Origin of the sequence: Actinokineospora pegani (genome assembly GCF_009745975.1) — a bacterium.
GTDB lineage: Bacteria > Actinomycetota > Actinomycetes > Mycobacteriales > Pseudonocardiaceae > Actinokineospora > Actinokineospora pegani.
This window is the reverse complement of record NZ_WHOL01000096.1, coordinates 44,534-61,823: the sequence shown is the minus strand read 5'-3', so window position 1 is coordinate 61,823 and position 17,290 is coordinate 44,534. Positions and strand designations below refer to the sequence as shown.

Genomic DNA, 17,290 nt, shown 5'->3' with positions numbered 1-17,290 from the left:
GGTCCGGCCCGGCTCGGCTAGGTCCGGCCCGGCCCGGCTAGGTCCGGCCCGGCTCGGCTAGGCCCGGCTCGGCCCGGCTAGGCCCGGCTAGGTCCGGCTAAGTCCGGCTCGGCTCGGCCCGGCTCGGCCTGGCCCGTCTCGGCCCGGTCCGCGACAGACCAAGGACTCGGATCGGCCCGACCGGCTCAGCCGGCCCGCGACCCGACTCGACCCGGAGCCGATCGGGCTCCGTCCAGCTCGGCTTAAGCCTGCCTCAGCCCGGCACGACCCGGCACGAGTACGACCAACCCGGCCTGGCCCTAGTCCTCACGGCTCAACCCGGCCAAGCTGGTCCAGCTCAGCGGCCCGCCGCGCTGCTCCGAGCCGGCTCGCCCGAGCCAGCTCGCCCAGCGCGGCCTCTCCGCCCAGACCCGCCCCGGCCCAGACCCGCCGCAGCCTGCCCGACCTGATCCGGCCCGCCCAGGCCACGGGTAGCACAGCCCACCCGGGCGCTGCCCACCCGTCAGGACGCCCCGCCCGCAGCAACTCGCCCGTCCTCGAGCGTCCGCCTCGCAGCTCACTCCCGCTGCCTCGTCCCGGCGATCATCCGACCCGGTGCCCGGTCGCAGCCTGACGAATCGGCCGTGGTCGGCCAGACTCGGGGGCGGTGCCCGTGGGAGTCCGACGGGCCCGCCCGCTGCCCGTCCACGTCCGGGAGGTTCGGTGTCCAACCGGCGCTCGTTGAGGTCTTCGCTGCTGCCCGGGAAGGGGCCGCTGGCCAAGGTGCCGCCCGCCGCGGCGTTCCTCGCCGTGGTGGTGTGGTTCGCCGCGGGGGTGTTGGTCCGCGGCCCGGTCGGCGCGGTGTTGCTGTTCGCGCTCGCCGCCGGTGTCGGGGTCCTGCTGGCAGGGACGTGGCGCGTGCTGGCCCCGGCTCAGCGGTTCGGTCGTGTTCTCGTCCTCTGCCTCCTCGTCGCGGTCGCGATCTCGGTGTTGTGACCCGGTCGTGTGACCAGGTCCGGCTGGTCGTGCGGGGGAGAGGTTCCCGGCCACCGCGCACGGGCGCGGACTAGGCTGAGGCGCCTCAGCGATCTCGTCCCGACCCTGGAGACGTCAGTGCCAGCCGACCGGATCGACACCGTCGTCAACCTCTGCCAGCGGCGCGGCTTCGCGTACCCGTGCGGCGAGATCTACGGCGGCACCTGGTCGGCCTGGGACTACGGCCCCCTGGGCGTCGAGCTCAAGGACAACATCAAACGCCAGTGGTGGAAGGCGGTGGTGCAGGGTCGCGACGACGTCGTCGGCCTCGACTCGTCGGTGATCCAGCCCCGCCAGGTGTGGGCGGCCTCCGGCCACCTGTCCGCCTTCCACGACCCGCTCGTCGAGTGCACCTCCTGCCACAGGCGTTTCCACGCTGACCACCTCGCGGAGGGCCGCGAGCCCCGCGCCGGACAGGGCCACACCGGGGGTGACGTGACCGGTGCGCCCTGCCCGAACTGCGGGCCCCGCGGCCGTCTCACCGAGCCGCGCGCGTTCAACTCGATGATCAAGACCCACCTCGGCCCCGCGGAGACCGAGGACAGCAAGGCCTACCTCCGCCCGGAGACAGCCCAAGGCGTCTTCGTGAACTTCTTGAACGTGCAAACCACCTCCCGTCGCAAACCGCCGTTCGGCATCGGCCAGATCGGCCTGTCGTTCCGGAACGAGATCGCCCCCGGCGACTTCCTGTTCCGCACCCGTGAGTTCGAGCAGATGGAGTTGGAGTTCTTCGTCGAGCCGGGCAGCGACGAGGAATGGCACCAGTACTGGATCGACGAGCGCCTGCGCTGGTACACCGATCTGGGCATCGGCGTGGACAACCTCCGTGTCCGCGAGCGCCCCCGGGACAAGCTCGCGCACTACTCCAAGCGGACCGTGGACATCGAGTACCGCTTCCACCTCGACGGGGCGGAGTGGGGTGAGGTCGAGGGCGTGGCCAACCGCACTGATTTCGACCTGAACGCCCACTCCAACCACTCCGGGGTGGACCTGTCGTACTTCGACCAGGCGACGAACTCCCGGTACCGGCCGTTCGTCATCGAGCCCGCCGCGGGCGTCGGCCGCCCGCTCATGGCGTTCCTCCTCGACGCCTACGCCGAGGAGGTCGCGGCCAACGCCAAGGGCGGGGTCGACCGGCGCGTCGTGCTCCGCCTGGACCGCAGGCTCGCCCCGGTCAAGGTCGCCGTGCTCCCGCTGTCGCGCAGCGCGGACCTGACCCCCAAGGGCAAGGACCTGGCCGCGGCGCTGCGCAGGCACTGGAACATCGACTTCGACGACGCGGGCGCCATCGGCCGCCGCTACCGCAGACAGGACGAGATCGGCACCCCGTTCTGCGTCACGGTCGACTTCGACACCCTGAACGACCACGCCGTCGAGGTGCGCGAGCGCGACACCATGGTCCAGCAGCGTGTCTCCCTGGACCGACTCGAGTCGTACCTGGCCGCCCAGCTCGTGGGCTGCTGACGGTTCCTGTTAATCCAAGTGCGCCACCACCTCTGGTCGCGGGCGGTCCGCCGCCGCCCGGTAGGCGCCGCGCAATTCGGCGATGACGGTCGCGGTGTCATCGCGGATGCGGGCGGGCTCGGTGTGCAGGGCGACCACACCCCGCGCGGTCAGCCGGGCGACCCGCGTCGACGCGCTCGCCCGGTCCCTCGGCGCCCAAGGCCGGTGCACGTCGGCGTCCCAAGCCAGGCCCACCTCGTCCCACCAGGCGTCGACGATACCGAGGTGCGCGTCATCGGATGTGGTCAGCCGGACAGTCCACTTCGGAGTGGGCAGACCCGCCCGGCGGATCAACTCCGTGACGATCCGGGTCCCTGCTGAGCGGACTCCCCTGTCGACTTCGGCCAACACGCGACGCAGCACGATGGTGCCCCGCGGTGCGGCCTCGGCGACCTCGGACCGGATTGCCGAGAGCGCAACGGAACCGGCCAACGCCAGTGCCCGGACCTCCTTCTCCGATGCGGTCCGCTTGCACGCATCCACAACCGCCCTGGCCGTGGGGGCTGTGGGAAATCCCTTGCGCCACAGGGCTTCGGGCATCCTGGCCGTTCGCTCCACCAGCACGGACCCGTCGGCCCGTCCGCGGGAGTTCGCGGGCACCACCAGGTGGATCGCGCCCGATGGCGGCACGTCCACCCCGTGCAGCCACAGGGCCTCCCGCCCGGTGATCACCGCTCCCGGGCCTGCCAGGCGCAACGCCGCCTGCAGGCGTTGCAGCCTGCCCGGTGGGTCATCACCCAGGAAGATCACACCGTGGTCGAGGTGCTGCCACGGTCCACCCGGTCCGCAGCGGGCGGCGATCCGGCCGCCGGAGAGGCCGAGTCCGACGAGTTCGGTGGAACGGGCCACGCCGTGCGGGAACAGGGCGGGCAGGCGGTCGAGGTCGAGGGCTGCTCGGTTCGTGGTCATGGGGTCGAGCAAACCGAATCCGCGGCGGGTGGGAAAGTGGCTTGCAGGATCTGTGGATGAAAATCGGGGGTTGTGGACAACTGTGGGGGTTGGCAACCCAGACAAGCTGGAAACGTCTTACCCTTCGCGTAGCGTGTTCGACCCGCCACGGCCCCGTCTGCCTCCGAGAGGACCCTCTCAGTGCCCGCCCACCCCCGTCCCGTACGCCGCTTCCTGCGCAGGTTGCTCATCGGCTTCCTGCTGATGGGCCTGCTCGTCGTCGGCGGGACAGCCTTCCGGGTGTGGCAGGTCGCCAGGGTCGACGACCGGGACCGGGCCGATGTGGTCGTCGTGCTCGGCGCGGCCCAGTACGCGGGCAGGCCGTCGAAAGTCCTCGAGGCCCGGCTGCGGAAGGCGAAGACGCTGTTCGAGCAGGGTGTCGCCGACCACGTCGTCACCGGTGGCGGCAGGCGCGAGGGCGACAGGTTCAGCGAGGCCGAGGCGGGCAAGCGCTGGCTGGTCGACCACGGCGTCCCCGCCGACCGGGTCATCGACGTCGGTGAGGGCAACGATACATTGGGGACGATCAAATCCGTTGCGGGTGTGGTGCTCGGCAAGGGCTGGGCGACCGCGGTGATCGTCAGCGACCCGTGGCACTCGCTGCGCGCCCGCACCATGGCCAGGGACGCGGGCCTCGACGCCTGGACCTCGCCGACGCACTCCGGCCCGATCGTGCAGACCCGCGAGACCCAAGCCAAGTACATCCTTCGCGAGACCGCGGCCCTCTTGTACTACCGGTCCACCCACGCCTCCGCCGACCGCATCGCCATCGATCAGGAAGTCGGCTGAGTACGCTCGCGGCGTGACCACCGGGTACCACGAGCACGACAGTGAGCGTCCCGTGGCCGAACGCGCCAAGGACGCTGGGATGCACGGGGCGTGGGAGCCCACGCGATCGCCGTTCAGCCGCGACCGCGCGCGGGTCCTGCACTCCGCAGCGCTGCGCAGGCTCGCGGGCAAGACTCAGGTTGTCGGTCCGCACGAGGGAGCCGAGGCGCACGGCATCCCGCGCACCCGGCTCACCCATTCGCTGGAGGTCGCCCAGATCGGGCGCGGCATCGCCGAGGAGCTCGGCTGCGATCCCGACGTGGTCGACACCGCCGGGCTCGCCCACGACATCGGCCACCCGCCGTTCGGCCACAACGGCGAGCGCGCCCTCGACTTGGCCGCCCAACCGTGCGGGGGCTTCGAGGGCAACGCGCAGACGCTGCGCATCCTCACCCGCCTGGAGCCGAAGGTCCTGGGCCACGGCCTCAACCTGACCAGGGCGTCGTTGGACGCGGCGACCAAGTACCCGTGGCCGAGGCGCGCGGGGACGTCCAAGTTCGGGGTCTACGACGACGACCTCCCGGTGTTCGCGTGGTTGCGCGCGGGCGCCCCCGAGGACCGGCGCTGCCTCGAAGCGCAGGTCATGGACTGGTCCGACGACGTCGCCTACTCGGTGCACGATGTGGAGGACGGGGTCCGCGCGGGTCGGATCTCGCTCGCGGCGCTCGCGGACCCGGGGGAGCGGGCGGTGATCGCGGGACTGGCGGCCAAACACTTCTCCACCGAGCCGCTGTCGGGGTTGGAGGACGCGGCGGGACTGTTGCTGCGGCTCTCGCCTGTCGCGGCCTTGGTCGCGCGCGACTACGACGGGTCGTTGGACGCGCAAGAGGCGCTGAAGCGGCTCACCAGCGAGTTGGTCGGCCGGTTCGCTGCCGCCGCGGTGGGCCGGACCCGGGAGTTGTTCGGCGATGGCCCGCTGACCCGCTACGCCGCTGACCTGGTCGTCCCCGAGCAGGTGGCGGCCGAGGTGGCACTGCTCAAGGCCATGGCCGTGCGGTACGTCATGAGCGACCCGAAGCGGCTGGTCATGCAGACCCGGCAGCGGGAAGTGCTGGGGGCCCTGGTCGAGACCCTTGCCCAGCGGGCGCCGGAGGCACTCGAACCCGCTTTCCGCCCGGCTTGGCAGCAGGCGGGCGACGACGCGGCACGGCTGCGGGTGGTCGTCGACCAGATCGCCTCGCTCACCGATTCGCAGGCCCACGTGTGGCACCGCGAGCTTGTGGACAACTTCCGACCCACTGTCCGCTGAACTGGCACACTCGGGTGCGTGGCACACCTCGACTTCTCCCTCGCCCTGCACCGGGCTCTCGCGGCCGACCCCGCGACCTCGATGTGCTGGTCCCCGTTCTCCGTGGCCAGCGCCCTCGGGCTGCTCGGCGAGGGCGCGCGGGGGCAGACGCGAGCTGAGCTGGTCGAGCTGCTGGGAGACCTCGAGGCGCTCGGCGCCGACCTCGCGGGCGCCTTGGAACTGGACGCGCCGACGCGCGGGCGGGACGAGCCGGTCATCGCCTGCGCCAACACGTTGTGGGTCGACGCGTCGGTGCCGGTCCGCGACGAGTTCGCCCAGCGGCTGTCCGGCGGCGTGCGCAACGTCCCGTTCAAGGCCGCGCCGGAGAAGTCGCGGCAGGCGGTCAACGCCGACGTGGCGGAGACGACCCGGCAGTTGATTCCGGAGCTGCTCCCGCCCGGGAGCGTCAACGGCGACACGGTGTCGAGCCTGGTCAACGCGCTCTACTTGAAGACCGCGTGGATGTCCAGGTTCACCGAGGGGGCCACGGAGGACCGCCCTTTCCACACGCCGGGCGGCAGTGTGCGCGTGCCGACGATGTTCCAGCAGGAGCGGTTGCCCTACGCCGCTGTGGAGGGGTGGCAGGTCATCGGTCTGCCCGCCATCGGCGGGGTCGACGCTGTCGTGCTGATGCCGGACGGGGATCTGGCTGAGGCGGAGGCCGCGCTCACCGGCGAGTCGCTGGGACGGTTGCTGGACGCCGCCTCGAAGGTCGAGGAGTTGCGGCTGCGGCTGCCCCGCTTGTCACTGCGGACCCAGGCCGAGCTGGCGGACGTGGTGAGCGGCCTCGGGGTCCAGACGATCTTCGGCGACGAGGCGGACCTGAGCGGCATCAGCCCGGACGGACTGGCCGTGCAGCAGATCATCCACGAGTCCGTGCTCGAGATCGATGAGGAAGGGCTGGAGGGCGCCGCGGCCACGGCCGTGATGATGCGCGCGGTCTCGTTCGTCGTCAGCGACCCGCTCGAGGTGACCGTCGACCGGCCGTTCCTGCTGCTGGTCCGGAATCGTCGTACCGGGGTGCTCTATTTCATGGCAAGGGTGACGGACCCGTCCTGAGAGGGGGACCAGGTTGGTGAGTGCGTTATGAGTGGGCGCTGACGCGGGTCAGCTTGTCCGGGTTCACCACGTCGTAGATCGCGGCGATCCGCCCGTCGCGGACGGCGAAGGTGGTGACCCGTCGGCTGAGCGGGCGGTACGCGGCGTCCCCCGGGGCGTCTGGGAGCAGCAGCCCGAGGTCGCCGTTGACCAGCACCACGTGGCCCTGCGCCAGTGCGGTCGGCCCGTACTGGCGCAACAGGCCCAGCAGGAAGCGCGCGATCTTGTCGGAGCCCACGATCCGGTTCCGGGCGGTGCGGGCCACACCGCCGCCGTCGCCGGTGAGGACGGCGTCGGGGCGCAGCAGCGCCACGACGGCCTCCAGGTCGCCCGAGGCCAGGGCGGTCAGGAAACCTTCGACGACCGCGCGTTGCGTGGGCAGCGGCAACCGGGGTGGCGGGTCGGCGTCGGCCACCGCTCGGCGGGCGCGGCTCGCGTGCTGGCGGGCGGACGTCGGGGTGCAGCCGAGCGTGGTGGCGATCTCGTCGAACGGGACGGCGAGCGCGTCGTGCAGGACCAGGGCGACGCGCTGCTCCGGGGTGAGGCGGTCGAGCACGACGAGGGCGGCCATGCGCACGCCGTCGTCGCGGACGACCACGTCCAGCGGGTCCTCGGCGGCCGCGGGGGCGATGCCGTCGACGTGGGCCGTGGTGACGATCGGCTCGGGCAGCCACGGGCCGACGTAGCTCTCGCGGCGGGCCGAGGCCGAGCGCAACCGGTCCAGGCACAGCCTGCCGACGACGGTGGTCAGCCACGCCCGCAGGTCGCGGATGCCCGCCAGCGTGCGGTCATCCACTCCGGACAGTCGGAGCCAGGTGTCCTGCACCGCGTCCTCGGCGTCGGCGAGGGTGCCGGTGAGCCGGTAGGCGGCGCCGACCAGGTGCGCGCGGTGCTCGGCGAACCGGGCAGCGAGGTCGGTGTCGGCTGGCACGCGCCCATGCTAGTGGCGTTCTGGTCCCGACCAGCGCCAAGGTGAGGTTCAAGACGAGAGGGACAGGAGGTGGTCGAGGGGCTGAGGCCGGTCGGGCCGTGGGTGCTCGGCGGGTGCGGCCTAGACTCGATGGTGTGGCAGGTCGGATTCGGGAAAGCGACATCGCCCTCGTCCGCGAGCGCAGTCGCATCGACGAGGTCGTGGGGGATTACGTCCAGCTTCGGCGGGCCGGTGGGAGCGCGCTGAAGGGGCTGTGCCCCTTCCACGACGAGAAGACCCCGTCGTTCAACGTCCGCGTGACGCACGGGACCTTCTACTGCTTCGGCTGCGGTGAGGGCGGCGACGTCATCGCCTTCGTGATGAAGATGGACCACCTGAGCTTCGTCGAGGCCGTCGAGCGGCTGGCCGAGAAGGCCGGGGTGCACCTGACCTACGAGGGCGGCGGCGCCAGCGTGCAGCGGGACCGGGGCACCCGCACGCGCCTGCTGGACGCGCACAAGGCGGCGGCGGAGTTCTACGCCGAGCAGTTGCGCACGCCCGAGGCGGTCAAGGCCAGGGAGTTCCTCGCCGAGCGGGGGTTCGACGAGGCCGCCGCGGTGAAGTTCGGCTGCGGGTTCGCGCCCGCCGGGTGGGACAAGCTGACCAAGCACCTGCTCGGCCGCGGGTTCGAGATCACCGAGCTGATCAGCGGCGGGCTGGCCAAGGAAGGCAGGCAGGGGCCCATCGACCCCTTCCACCGCAGGCTGCTGTGGCCGATCAAGGACCTCGGCGGCGACGTGGTCGGGTTCGGCGCGCGCAGGCTGTTCGACGACGACCAGATCCAAGCCAAGTACCTCAACACCCGCGACAGCCCGATCTACCGGAAGTCGCACGTGCTCTTCGGGCTCGACCAGGCCAAACGGGAGATCGCCAAGCGGCACCAGGTGGTCATCGTCGAGGGCTACACCGATGTCATGGCCATGCACGAGTCCAACGTGCCCACGGCGGTCGCCGCCTGCGGGACGGCGTTCGGCGCCGACCACATCAAGGTGCTGCGCAGGCTCCTGATGGACGACGACGCCTTCCGCGGCGAGGTGATCTTCACCTTCGACGGCGACGCCGCCGGGCAGAAGGCCGCGCGCAAGGCTTTCGACGACGAACAGGAGTTCGCCGCCCAGACCTTCATCGCCGTGGCCCCCGACGGCATGGACCCGTGCGAGCTGCGGCAGGAGAAAGGCGCGGTGGCGGTGCGCGACCTGGTCGCCAGCCGGGTGCCGCTGCTGACCTTCGCCATCCGCACCGAGCTGGCCGAGGTCGACCTCGACCTGGCCGAGGGCCGGGTCGAGGCACTGCGCCGCACCGTGCCGATGGTCGCCAAGATCAAGGACCATTCCCTGCGCGACGAGTACGCCAGGCAGCTCGCCGGGTGGGTCGGCTGGGACGACACCGCCGCCGTGGTGCGCCGGGTCCGCGAGACGGCGGGCGCGGGCATCACGGGCAGCAAGTCCAGCGGCCGGGCCAAGGCCGCCAAGGCCGACCCGGGCCAGGGCGCGTTGGAGGTCGACACCAGCGGGCCCAGCCGCCCCGACCCGCGCAACCCCCGCCTGCACACCCAGCGCGAGGTGCTCAAGCTGGCGTTGCAGGAGCCCGCGCTGGCCGGGCCGGTGTTCGACTCGCTGCCCACCGCCGTGTTCACCGACCCCGCCTACGCCGCCTTGCACCAAGCCTTCATCACCGCAGGCGGCACGGCGTGCGGCCTCGGCGGCGGCGAGCTGCTCGAGGCCGTGGCCCGGCACTGCGTGAGCGAGGTGGTCCGCACGATGATCCGCGAGCTCAGCGTCGAGCCGATGCCGCTGCCCACCCGAAACTCGGCCGCGGGCCGCTACGCCGAGGGCATCATGGCCGCGCTGCAGCGCGAGCTGGTGGCCCGCCAGATCGCCGACATCAAGTCCCGCCTCCAGCGGGTGTCGCCGATCGACAACCCCACCGAGGCGCACGAGCTGTGGGGGGACCTGGTGGCGATGGAGCAGTGGTACAAGTCGCTCGGCGAGCAGGCAGCGGGGAGTGTGTAGTCCATGGGGTTCCTGAACAGGCTGTTGCACGGCGTGCCCAAGGGTTTCGCCGGTGAGCTGGAGAAGGACGAGGGCGTCGCCGCGACGGCCGCCGTGCGCGGCGGCGGGCACCTGGTGGCCACCTCGCTGGGGCTTTGGGTGCCAGACGAGGAAGGGCCGCGCCGCATCGGGTGGCACCTGGTGTCCAAGGCAGCCTGGGGCGATGGCGCGATGGTGATCACCGAGGCCGACGAGGTCGACAACGCGGGCGGGGCCGTCGTGCTGGCCGACCGCGAGCCCAGCCGCTACGTCGTCGAGGCGCCCGGCAAGCTGCCCCAGGCCGTGCAGCGCCGCGTCACCGGCTCGATCCGGTCACGCCACCGCAAGGACCTGCCCGGGGGAGGGGCGTGGTTCGTGCAGCGCAAGCTCTCCGGCCAGGACGGGATCGTGCTGCAGGTCCGTCCCGACCCGGGCACCGACCTGGAACTGGTCAAGGAGATCGCGGCCGAGGTCGTGGCCCAACTGCGCGCCCGCCCGGCGGAGTAAGGTCGCCATACGCACTGGAAGGCGGTCACGTGAGCGACTCGGTCATGGCAGACCAGGACATGTGGGACCCCGCCAAGTACCTCGACTTCGGTGACCACCGCGGCAGGCCCTTCCACGACCTGCTGGACCGGATCGGCACCGAGGCCCCGCGCGCCGTGATCGACCTGGGCTGCGGACCGGGCAACCTCACCGAGACCCTGGCCCACCGCTGGCCGGACGCCACGCTCACCGCCCTGGACTCCTCCGCGGAGATGGTCGCCGCGGCCCGGGAGCGCGGCCTGGCCGCCCGCCTGTGCCCGGTCCAGAAGTGGAAGCCGGGCCAGGACACCGACGTCGTGGTCAGCAACGCCGTCCTGCAGTGGGTGCCAGAACACCCCGACCTCCTGCGCTCCTGGGCCGCCCAACTGCCCGCCAAGGCGTGGATCGCCGTCCAGGTCCCCGGCAACTTCGGCGCCCCGTCGCACGCCCTCGTCCGCGACCTCGTCGCCGAACCCGAGTGGCGCGACCGCCTCGAACCCGTCCGCCTGCGCGAGGAGGACGCCGTCCTCGACCCCGCGGGCTACGCCGACCTCATGACCGCCGCGGGCTGCGACGTCGACGCCTGGGAGACCACCTACCTGCAGCGCCTCACCGGCCAGGACCCCGTGCTCGAGTGGATCACCGGCACCGCCCTGCGCCCCATCCGCGCCGCCCTCCCCGACGCCGACTGGACAGCCTTCCGCACCGCCCTGGCCCCCCGCCTGGCAGGCGCCTACCCCCGCCGACCCGACGGCAGCACCTGGTTCCCCTTCCGCCGGGTCTTCTTCGTCGCGAGGACCCGCTAGCGCGGGCTGTCGGTCTTGTTCCCCATCGCCTCACCCAGCTTCTGCCGAGCGATCCCCGCCGCCCCCTGCACCGCGGGATGATCAGCGATCACCCGGTACGTCCGCATGATCTGGTCGTACCGCGCCCGCCCCGCCTTGGCTCCCAGCACATACCCGATCCCAGCCCCCACCAGCAGACCCACCACGCCCAACCTCCACGATCGCCGTTGTTTCCCCCATCCTCCCCTACCCCGCCCCGCACCGCCCGAGACCGGCAGGGGGACCCCGCGAAACCCGCTGGAACCCATGCGCTAGAGTTGTCTCTCGTCGGACCACGGTCTGACAAGCCCTTCCTCCATAGCTCAATTGGCAGAGCATTCGACTGTTAATCGAAGGGTTACTGGTTCGAGTCCAGTTGGAGGAGCCAAAACCCCAGGTCATGCGACCTGGGGTTCTTTGCTGTCCAGGTGTCGCTGGTCGAGGCGGCACGATCGGCCGATCGGCCGTTCCGGTCCGGCCGGTGGGCGGTCACTCAGTGCCAGGGAATGTAACGTTTCGTAGTCGAAGTCTCACTCGGGGTCGTGTGAGCGGGGTTTGGATCCGATAATCGGATGGCTTGAGCAGGATCGTCCCGCAGTCGGTCGCCGCCCCGTCCCCGCGAGGTGAACATGATCGGGATAGACATCTACGGCCGGTACCAGACCGTCAACGACTGGAACGCCGTGCGTGGCGCCGGGGTGGAGTTCGCCTGGGTCAAGGGAACGGACGGCGGTGGACCCGCGAGAGTGCGCGCCGACGCGTTCGTGGGTGGGGCCAAGTCTGTCGGCATCCCGGTCGGGCTCTACCACTTCGCGCAGAAGTCGCCCTCGGCCGAGGCTCAGGCCGATGTGCTCGCGGGCGAGGTCCGTCGGCTCGGGGCCAACAGCGTCGCGCCTGCCCTGGACTTGGAGGACAACCCGGGCACCGGTCTGGTGTGGGCCCCCGGCGAGGCCCGCGATTTCGGCGTCCGCTTCCTCAACCGGCTGCGCGGCCACGGCTTCGGCCGGGTCGCCGTCTACTCCAGCGTCTCCCAGCTCAAGCGATGGGACCCCGACAACTGGGGCATCCCCGGCCTGATCATCTGGGCCGCGCGCTACGGCAGCAACAACGGTGCCAACCAAGGACTCGGCGGCTACGGCGGTCGGGTCGACGTCCACCAGTTCACCTCCGCGGGCCAGGTCCCGGGCATCGTGGGCTTGGTGGACTTGAACGAGGCCGCGACGAACCCCACCGAGACCGAGGAGGACTTCTTGTCCGCACTGTCGCACGACGAGCAGCGAAACCTCTACAACCGGGTCATGGGGTTCATGGTCCAGCGCTGGTACCTGCAGGAGGGCGACGTGCTGCGCCCCGTGGCCGAGGGCACCCCGGGCGCCCTTCCCGCCCGCTCGCTGGACACCCTCGACGGCAACTTCCTCCTGGGCGCCCTCCCCGATCGCGACGCCGACGTCGTCTCCGCCGTCCGCGCCCTCTCCTGCGGGGAGGGCTCCCTCGACGCCCTCGCCGCGGCGATCCTGCCGATCCTGCCCGCGGGTACCGATCCGGAGGCCTTCGCCGAGGCTCTGCGCCGCAGCGCCGCCGCCTCGTCGACCCAGGTTCCGCAAGGGTGACCCTTCCACTTTGGCGCGTGCGCCGTACTGAGTAAGATCGGCTCCTCCCGGGGGCGGTAGCTCAGTTGGTCAGAGCAGAGGACTCATAATCCTTTGGCCGTCGGTTCGAGCCCGACCCGCCCCACCACCTCCCACCTGCGCGAACGGGGTGGGTGGCGCGCGCGGACTTGATCTTTGGGCATGGGGCTGGGTCTCAGAGGAGGACCTTGCCCGCGGTGGCCCGTTCGAAGTCGAGCAGGAACCGCTTGCGCTCGACACCGCCGCCGTAGCCGGTCAGGCTGCCTGTGGAGCCGACGACGCGGTGGCAGGGGACGATGACGCTGATGGGGTTGCGGCCGTTGGCCAGGCCGACGGCTCGGGAGGCGGTGGGTTTGCCTAGGCGGTCGGCTAGTTGGCCGTAGGAGATGGTTTCGCTGTAGGGGATGCGGGTTAGTTCGTTCCACACGCGGCGTTGGAAGTCGGTGCCTGCCATGGCTGTGGGCAGGTCGAAGTCTGTGCGCTTGCCCTCGAAGTATTCGCCTAGTTGGGTGATGGCCTCTTCGAAGCCGGTGCTTGTGCGTTCGCCGAAGGTTTCTTCTGCGGGGCGGTGGCGTTGGTCGGTCATGTAGAGGCCGCTCAAGACGCCGTTTGTGGCGACGAGGGTGAGTAGGCCGGTGGGGCTGTCGGTGATGGTGTGGGTTCGCATGGTTCCTCCTGTTGCTTAGACGGGCATTCGGTTGACGGCGTGGTTTCCGGTGGCCCAGAGGTATTGGACGGCGTAAGCGCGCCAGGGGCGCCAGGCTTCGGCGTGTTCGGTGAGCTGTTTGACGCCGGTGGGCAGGTCGAGGGCTTCGGCGGCCTGTTTGATGCCCAGGTCGGTGGGGATGAAGGCGTCTGGGTCGCCCAGGGCGCGCATGGCGATCATTTCCACCGTCCACGGGCCGATGCCGGGCAGTTCCAGCAGCTTCTCCCTGGCCGAGGTCCAGTCGGTGCCCGCGTCCAGTTCCAGGGCGCCGGTGGCGAGGGCGTTGACGAGGGTGGTCAGGGTTCGTTTGCGGGAGGTGGGCATCGCCAGGTCGTCCGGGTTCAGGTCGGCCAGGGCCTCCGGGCTGGGGAACAGGTGGGTCAGGGTGCCGACGGGGTCGGTGAAGGGGGTGCCGTGCGCGCGGACGAGTCGGGACGCGTGGGTGCGGGCCGCGGCGGTGGACACTTGTTGGCCGAGGACCGTGCGCACGGCGAACTCCGCGGGGTCGGGGCTTCTGGGTACCCGCCTGCCGGGGGCCTTGGCGACGATGGGGGCGAGCACCGGGTCCTCGGAGAGGAGTTCGTCGACCGCGACCGGGTCGGCGTCGAGGTCTAGCAGCCTGCGGCAGCGGTTGATGGCTGTGGACAGGTCGCGCAGGTCCGACAGCAGCAGGTTTGCCGCGATGTAGTCGGGGTGCGGGCGAAGGGACACCACCGCTGGGCCGTTGGGCAGGTTCATGGTCCGTCGGTAAGCGCCGTCGTGCCACTCTTCGACGCCTGGCACCGCGGTGGCCACCAGGTGGCCGAAGAGGTTGTCGGGGTTGAGGGGCGCGCGGAACGGGAGGCGCACGGACAGCGTTGTCGACGGTGAGGACGGCTTCACCGGCTTTGCGGGCTTGCGCAGCTCCGTGGGAGTTAGCGCGAACACCTCGCGCACGGTGTCGTTGAACGAGCGGATGCTGGCGAATCCGGCCGCCAGCGCCACTTCGGACATCGGCAGCGTGGTGGTCTCGATGAGGAGCCGGGCCGTCTGCGCGCGCTGCGCCCTGGCGATGGCCAGTGGACCCGCGCCGAGCTCGGCGCGCAATTGCCGTTCGACCTGGCGCACGCTGTAGCCCAGCCGAGCCGCCAGGCCCGGGACCCCTTCGGAGTCCACCACCCCGTCGGCGATCAGGCGCATCGCCCGCGCCACCAGGTCGGCCCGCTCGTTCCACTGCGGCGAGCCGGGGCTGGCGTCGGGGCGGCACCGCTTGCAGGCGCGGAAACCGGCCTGCTGGGCCGCGGGCGCGCTGGGGTAGAAGCGCATGTTCTCGACCTTGGGCGGCACCACCGGGCAGCTCGGCCTGCAGTAGATGCCGGTGGACAGCACCCCGGTGAAGAACCACCCGTCGAAGCGCGCGTCCTTGGACTGGACGGCCCGCACGCAGCGATCGACATCGGTGTACATGCCGACCAGTCTGCCCCGCGCCCACCTTCCCGGCTGGCAGGAAATCGACACCACTGTGACACGTCAGAGTGACGGCGAAAAGCTGCTAAGCCCCCGTCCGGGGCAGGGCGCGGGTCATGATGTCGCGCACGATCTGGGTCTTCGCGTCCGCGTAGTGCTGGATGTGGCGCCAGGTGCGTGCGGCCAGGGCGCGCTTGGTGGCGAGGTAGAGCGCGCGGTCGGCCGGGTCCGCGCGCAGGTGGTCGCGGAAGGCGAGCATGACGGCGATCTCCGAGGTGCCCTCGCTGAACACGTGCAGGTTGATGTCGGTATCCGGTCCTTTGAGGAGCCGGTGCTCGAACCAGTCCGGCTCGCGCACCTTCAACAGGTAGCCGTTCTCCACCAGGGGGCTCACGTACGCGTCCTCGTCCGCGGAGTCCGGGACGGCGAGGACGATGTCGATGATGGGCTTGGCGGCGAGGCCGGGGACCGAGGTCGACCCGGCGTGCTCCAGCAGGCGGACCCTGTCGCCGAGCAGGGAGCGGATGCGCTCGGCCTCGCGCGCGAACAGGCGGGGCCACTCGTCGGTGTACTCGACCAGGGCGACCGGCGCGTTGTGCGGCACCAGCGGGGTGACGCGGGCCTGCTGGAGCTCCTCGTCGCTCCTGGGTTCGGTCATGCGGCCGACAGTACCGCTACACCGTCTTCACCACGCCGTCGTCGATGACGTGCTCGGTCCCGGTCATGTTCGCCGCGGCGGGGGAGGCCAGGAAGGTGATCAGGACGGCGGTCTCCTCGGGCTCGGTGAGGCGGCCGGTGGTGATGCCCATGGCGGCGGGGACGGCCTCGAGGAACTCCGGCAGGGCCGTCCCGGCCTCCCGCGCGAGCCGGCCCGCGTAGCCGCTAGTTGGCGGTGCGGGTGGGGCCGGGCGTCACGGTCAGCGCGCGCAGGCCGCTCGGGGCGAACTCCTCCGACAGGGCCTTGGTCAGGTTGTTCAGCGCAGCCTTCGCCGTGCCGTGGTCGACCGGCGGGAAGGCCGCGCGGGCGCCGATCGACGACACGGTCACCACGACGCCGCGGCGGGCGAGCAGGCCCGGCAGCAGGGCGCGGGTGACCCGGACGGTGGCGAAGAGGTTGAGCTCGTAGGTCCGCTGCCAGGCGTCGTCGTCGATGGCGAGGAAGCCCGCGGCGCCCATGCTCTCCGGGATCACGCCGCCGAGGTTGTTGACCAGGACGTCGACCTCGCCGAGCGCGGCGAGGGCGGCGACGCCCTCGGGGGTGACCAGGTCGGCGGTGATGGGGGAGCGGGCGACGGCGAACACGTGCGCGCCCTCGGCGGCCAGGGCGGTGGCGGTGGCGGCGCAGATGCCCCTGCTGGCCCCGGTGACGACAGCGGTCTTGCAGGTTCCTCAGATGGCGCGGAGTGCGGTCTCCGCGAGGGTGGTCAGGCGGGGCGGGGTCGGGTCGGCCTTGGCCAGGACCCGGATGCCGTTGACGGTGGCGAGCAGGAACGCGGCGGTGGTCGCTGGATCGCGGTCCCCGGCGATCTCGCCGCGCTCGATGCCCTCGGCCACCACAGCGGCGAAAGCGGCCTCCTGCTCGTCGAACACCCGGCGGACGAACGCGGCCGCGGACTCGTCGCCGACCCCGGTGGCGGTGTTGGTGATCAGGCAGCCGCGCGCCTCGGTGCGCGCGGACTCCACCACCAGGTCGAGGGCGGTCCGCAGCCGGGACACGGCGCTGCCCGGGCCGGACAGGACCTCGAAGAGCCGGGCGGTGCTGGTCTCGTGATACCGCCGCAGCGCCCGCTCGAACAGGGCGTGCTTGCTCTCGAAGGCGTTGTAGAGACTGCCCCGGCCGATGCCGAGCGCGTCGACGAGCTGCTGCGGGGTGGTCCCGGCGTACCCGTTCGCCCAGAACAGCTCCATGGCGGCGGTGACGGCGGCGTCGGGCGCGAACCCCTTGGTGCGGGCCATGGTCGAGGACAGGAGCCGATTCTGGAACTTGTATGGGACGGGTGGGTGTTGCCCGGGTACCCACCAGGTGATCACGACGAATGGGGGACGGATGCGTGCGGGAACGCCGGGAGCGCGGCGCGTGGCGAAGCTGGTGGCGAACGGGCTGATGGTGCTCGGCGCGGTGGCGTTCGTGCCGCTCCTGCTGGCGGGCGCCTGGCACTGGGCGGTTGCGCTGTTCCTGTGCGCGTCGCCTTTCGGCTTCTACGCGGAGGGGTATTCGCCAGCCGGCAGGCTCAACCGCGGGATAGGCCCGATGAGCAGGCGCGTGGTGCGGGTGCTCTCGCTGGCGTTCGGCCTGCCCGTGACATCGCTGATGGTCGTCTACGTCGTGGTTGGCGGGGATCTGACCCGCGTGGCCACACTCCTGGGCATGGCCATCGCCTTCCTCCTGGCCGCCGCGTTCTCCTGGCTGGTCATGCCGGAACGGGCCACGATCGCCTTCATCCCGCGTCGGTGACCCCGGCGGGCGGCCCGCCCAGGGGCA

At 71.4% G+C, this 17,290-nt stretch carries 19 protein-coding genes and 2 tRNA genes; 12 read left to right on the top strand and 9 right to left on the bottom strand.

Features of this window, described 5'->3' with window-relative positions; genetic code table 11:
• The first annotated feature begins 702 nt into the window (after window positions 1-702).
• Window positions 703-975, top strand: coding sequence for a hypothetical protein (locus tag GCL84_RS16825; RefSeq protein WP_235926330.1), 273 nt, complete (start codon window positions 703-705; stop codon window positions 973-975).
• Between the two features lie 117 nt (window positions 976-1,092).
• The gene (locus GCL84_RS16820; RefSeq protein WP_156756428.1) at window positions 1,093-2,478 is read left to right on the top strand and encodes a glycine--tRNA ligase; all 1,386 of its coding nucleotides are present in this window, start codon (window positions 1,093-1,095) and stop codon (window positions 2,476-2,478) included.
• 9 nt (window positions 2,479-2,487) lie between these two features.
• On the opposite strand, the gene GCL84_RS16815 is transcribed toward GCL84_RS16820, so the two are convergent.
• Window positions 2,488-3,426, bottom strand: a complete 939-nt coding sequence (locus tag GCL84_RS16815; RefSeq protein ID WP_156756427.1) for a hypothetical protein — start codon at window positions 3,424-3,426, stop codon at window positions 2,488-2,490.
• A gap of 243 nt (window positions 3,427-3,669) precedes the next feature.
• Between GCL84_RS16815 and GCL84_RS16810 the strand changes: the two genes are divergently transcribed.
• The 3 genes from GCL84_RS16810 to GCL84_RS16800 are packed head-to-tail and all read left to right on the top strand — an operon-like array spanning window position 3,670 to window position 6,640.
• On the top strand, window positions 3,670-4,254 hold the full coding sequence (locus GCL84_RS16810) for a YdcF family protein (RefSeq protein WP_156756434.1): 585 nt from the start codon (window positions 3,670-3,672) through the stop codon (window positions 4,252-4,254).
• A 13-nt stretch (window positions 4,255-4,267) separates the two neighbouring features.
• Entirely contained in the window at window positions 4,268-5,542 is a 1,275-nt protein-coding gene (locus GCL84_RS16805; RefSeq protein ID WP_156756426.1) for a deoxyguanosinetriphosphate triphosphohydrolase, read from the top strand.
• Between the two features lie 18 nt (window positions 5,543-5,560).
• Window positions 5,561-6,640 carry a serpin family protein gene (locus GCL84_RS16800; protein WP_156756425.1) on the top strand — a complete coding sequence of 360 codons (1,080 nt, stop codon included), beginning with the start codon at window positions 5,561-5,563 and terminating at the stop codon, window positions 6,638-6,640.
• Window positions 6,641-6,665: 25 nt separating this feature from the next.
• Here GCL84_RS16800 and GCL84_RS16795 read toward each other — a convergent pair whose 3' ends face one another.
• Window positions 6,666-7,610, bottom strand: coding sequence for a sigma-70 family RNA polymerase sigma factor (locus GCL84_RS16795; RefSeq protein ID WP_156756424.1), 945 nt, complete (start codon window positions 7,608-7,610; stop codon window positions 6,666-6,668).
• A gap of 134 nt (window positions 7,611-7,744) precedes the next feature.
• On the opposite strand from GCL84_RS16795, the gene dnaG reads away from it, so the two are divergent.
• From dnaG to GCL84_RS16780, 3 genes are read left to right on the top strand one after another with little or no spacing between them, the layout of a single operon-like run.
• The gene (dnaG, locus tag GCL84_RS16790) at window positions 7,745-9,661 is read left to right on the top strand and encodes a DNA primase (protein ID WP_156756423.1); all 1,917 of its coding nucleotides are present in this window, start codon (window positions 7,745-7,747) and stop codon (window positions 9,659-9,661) included.
• A 3-nt stretch (window positions 9,662-9,664) separates the two neighbouring features.
• Window positions 9,665-10,186 (top strand): hypothetical protein, encoded by a 522-nt coding sequence (locus GCL84_RS16785; protein ID WP_156756422.1) that lies wholly within the window; start codon window positions 9,665-9,667, stop codon window positions 10,184-10,186.
• Window positions 10,187-10,245: 59 nt separating this feature from the next.
• Entirely contained in the window at window positions 10,246-11,010 is a 765-nt protein-coding gene (locus tag GCL84_RS16780; RefSeq protein ID WP_156756433.1) for a trans-aconitate 2-methyltransferase, read from the top strand.
• On the opposite strand, the gene GCL84_RS16775 is transcribed toward GCL84_RS16780, so the two are convergent.
• Entirely contained in the window at window positions 11,007-11,195 is a 189-nt protein-coding gene (locus GCL84_RS16775) for a hypothetical protein (RefSeq protein ID WP_156756421.1), read from the bottom strand. The genes GCL84_RS16780 and GCL84_RS16775 overlap by 4 nt on opposite strands.
• 145 nt (window positions 11,196-11,340) lie before the next feature.
• Between GCL84_RS16775 and GCL84_RS16770 the strand changes: the two genes are divergently transcribed.
• The 3 genes from GCL84_RS16770 (at window position 11,341) to GCL84_RS16760 (ending at window position 12,765) form a co-directional block, all read left to right on the top strand.
• A tRNA-Asn gene (locus GCL84_RS16770) sits at window positions 11,341-11,416 on the top strand.
• A 241-nt stretch (window positions 11,417-11,657) separates the two neighbouring features.
• Complete coding sequence (locus GCL84_RS16765) at window positions 11,658-12,638, top strand: glycoside hydrolase family 25 protein (protein WP_156756420.1); 981 nt, start codon at window positions 11,658-11,660, stop codon at window positions 12,636-12,638.
• Between the two features lie 50 nt (window positions 12,639-12,688).
• Window positions 12,689-12,765: transfer RNA gene (locus tag GCL84_RS16760), tRNA-Ile, on the top strand.
• A 66-nt stretch (window positions 12,766-12,831) separates the two neighbouring features.
• On the opposite strand, the gene GCL84_RS16755 is transcribed toward GCL84_RS16760, so the two are convergent.
• The 6 genes from GCL84_RS16755 to GCL84_RS16735 all read right to left on the bottom strand — a co-directional run bounded on the left by GCL84_RS16755 (window position 12,832) and on the right by GCL84_RS16735 (window position 16,764).
• Complete coding sequence (locus GCL84_RS16755; protein ID WP_156756419.1) at window positions 12,832-13,323, bottom strand: methylated-DNA--[protein]-cysteine S-methyltransferase; 492 nt, start codon at window positions 13,321-13,323, stop codon at window positions 12,832-12,834.
• Between the two features lie 15 nt (window positions 13,324-13,338).
• Window positions 13,339-14,808: a DNA-3-methyladenine glycosylase 2 family protein gene (locus GCL84_RS16750; protein WP_156756418.1), complete on the bottom strand. Its 1,470-nt coding sequence runs from the start codon at window positions 14,806-14,808 to the stop codon at window positions 13,339-13,341.
• An 85-nt stretch (window positions 14,809-14,893) separates the two neighbouring features.
• Entirely contained in the window at window positions 14,894-15,466 is a 573-nt protein-coding gene (locus tag GCL84_RS16745; protein WP_156756417.1) for a GrpB family protein, read from the bottom strand.
• Window positions 15,467-15,482: 16 nt separating this feature from the next.
• Window positions 15,483-15,617 (bottom strand): SDR family oxidoreductase, encoded by a 135-nt coding sequence (locus tag GCL84_RS30665; protein ID WP_268891358.1) that lies wholly within the window; start codon window positions 15,615-15,617, stop codon window positions 15,483-15,485.
• 73 nt (window positions 15,618-15,690) lie between these two features.
• Entirely contained in the window at window positions 15,691-16,131 is a 441-nt protein-coding gene (locus GCL84_RS16740) for an SDR family NAD(P)-dependent oxidoreductase (RefSeq protein ID WP_268891359.1), read from the bottom strand.
• 66 nt (window positions 16,132-16,197) lie between these two features.
• Entirely contained in the window at window positions 16,198-16,764 is a 567-nt protein-coding gene (locus tag GCL84_RS16735) for a TetR/AcrR family transcriptional regulator (RefSeq protein ID WP_156756416.1), read from the bottom strand.
• Window positions 16,765-16,885: 121 nt separating this feature from the next.
• On the opposite strand from GCL84_RS16735, the gene GCL84_RS16730 reads away from it, so the two are divergent.
• Window positions 16,886-17,263 carry a hypothetical protein gene (locus GCL84_RS16730; protein ID WP_156756415.1) on the top strand — a complete coding sequence of 126 codons (378 nt, stop codon included), beginning with the start codon at window positions 16,886-16,888 and terminating at the stop codon, window positions 17,261-17,263.
• Window positions 17,264-17,290 lie beyond the last annotated feature (27 nt).

What these genes read in the sequence shown, in the direction of transcription:
- GCL84_RS16815 (WP_156756427.1), bottom strand. Translation starts at nt 3,426, where the DNA reads ATGACCACGAACCGAGCAGCCCTCGACCTCGACCGCCTGCCCGCCCTG.
- GCL84_RS16810 (WP_156756434.1), top strand. Translation starts at nt 3,670, where the DNA reads ATGGGCCTGCTCGTCGTCGGCGGGACAGCCTTCCGGGTGTGGCAGGTC.
- GCL84_RS16785 (WP_156756422.1), top strand. Translation starts at nt 9,665, where the DNA reads ATGGGGTTCCTGAACAGGCTGTTGCACGGCGTGCCCAAGGGTTTCGCC.
- GCL84_RS16780 (WP_156756433.1), top strand. Translation starts at nt 10,246, where the DNA reads ATGTGGGACCCCGCCAAGTACCTCGACTTCGGTGACCACCGCGGCAGG.
- GCL84_RS16765 (WP_156756420.1), top strand. Translation starts at nt 11,658, where the DNA reads ATGATCGGGATAGACATCTACGGCCGGTACCAGACCGTCAACGACTGG.
- GCL84_RS16755 (WP_156756419.1), bottom strand. Translation starts at nt 13,323, where the DNA reads ATGCGAACCCACACCATCACCGACAGCCCCACCGGCCTACTCACCCTC.
- GCL84_RS16750 (WP_156756418.1), bottom strand. Translation starts at nt 14,808, where the DNA reads ATGTACACCGATGTCGATCGCTGCGTGCGGGCCGTCCAGTCCAAGGAC.
- GCL84_RS16745 (WP_156756417.1), bottom strand. Translation starts at nt 15,466, where the DNA reads ATGACCGAACCCAGGAGCGACGAGGAGCTCCAGCAGGCCCGCGTCACC.
- GCL84_RS30665 (WP_268891358.1), bottom strand. Translation starts at nt 15,617, where the DNA reads ATGGGCATCACCACCGGCCGCCTCACCGAGCCCGAGGAGACCGCCGTC.
- GCL84_RS16735 (WP_156756416.1), bottom strand. Translation starts at nt 16,764, where the DNA reads ATGGCCCGCACCAAGGGGTTCGCGCCCGACGCCGCCGTCACCGCCGCC.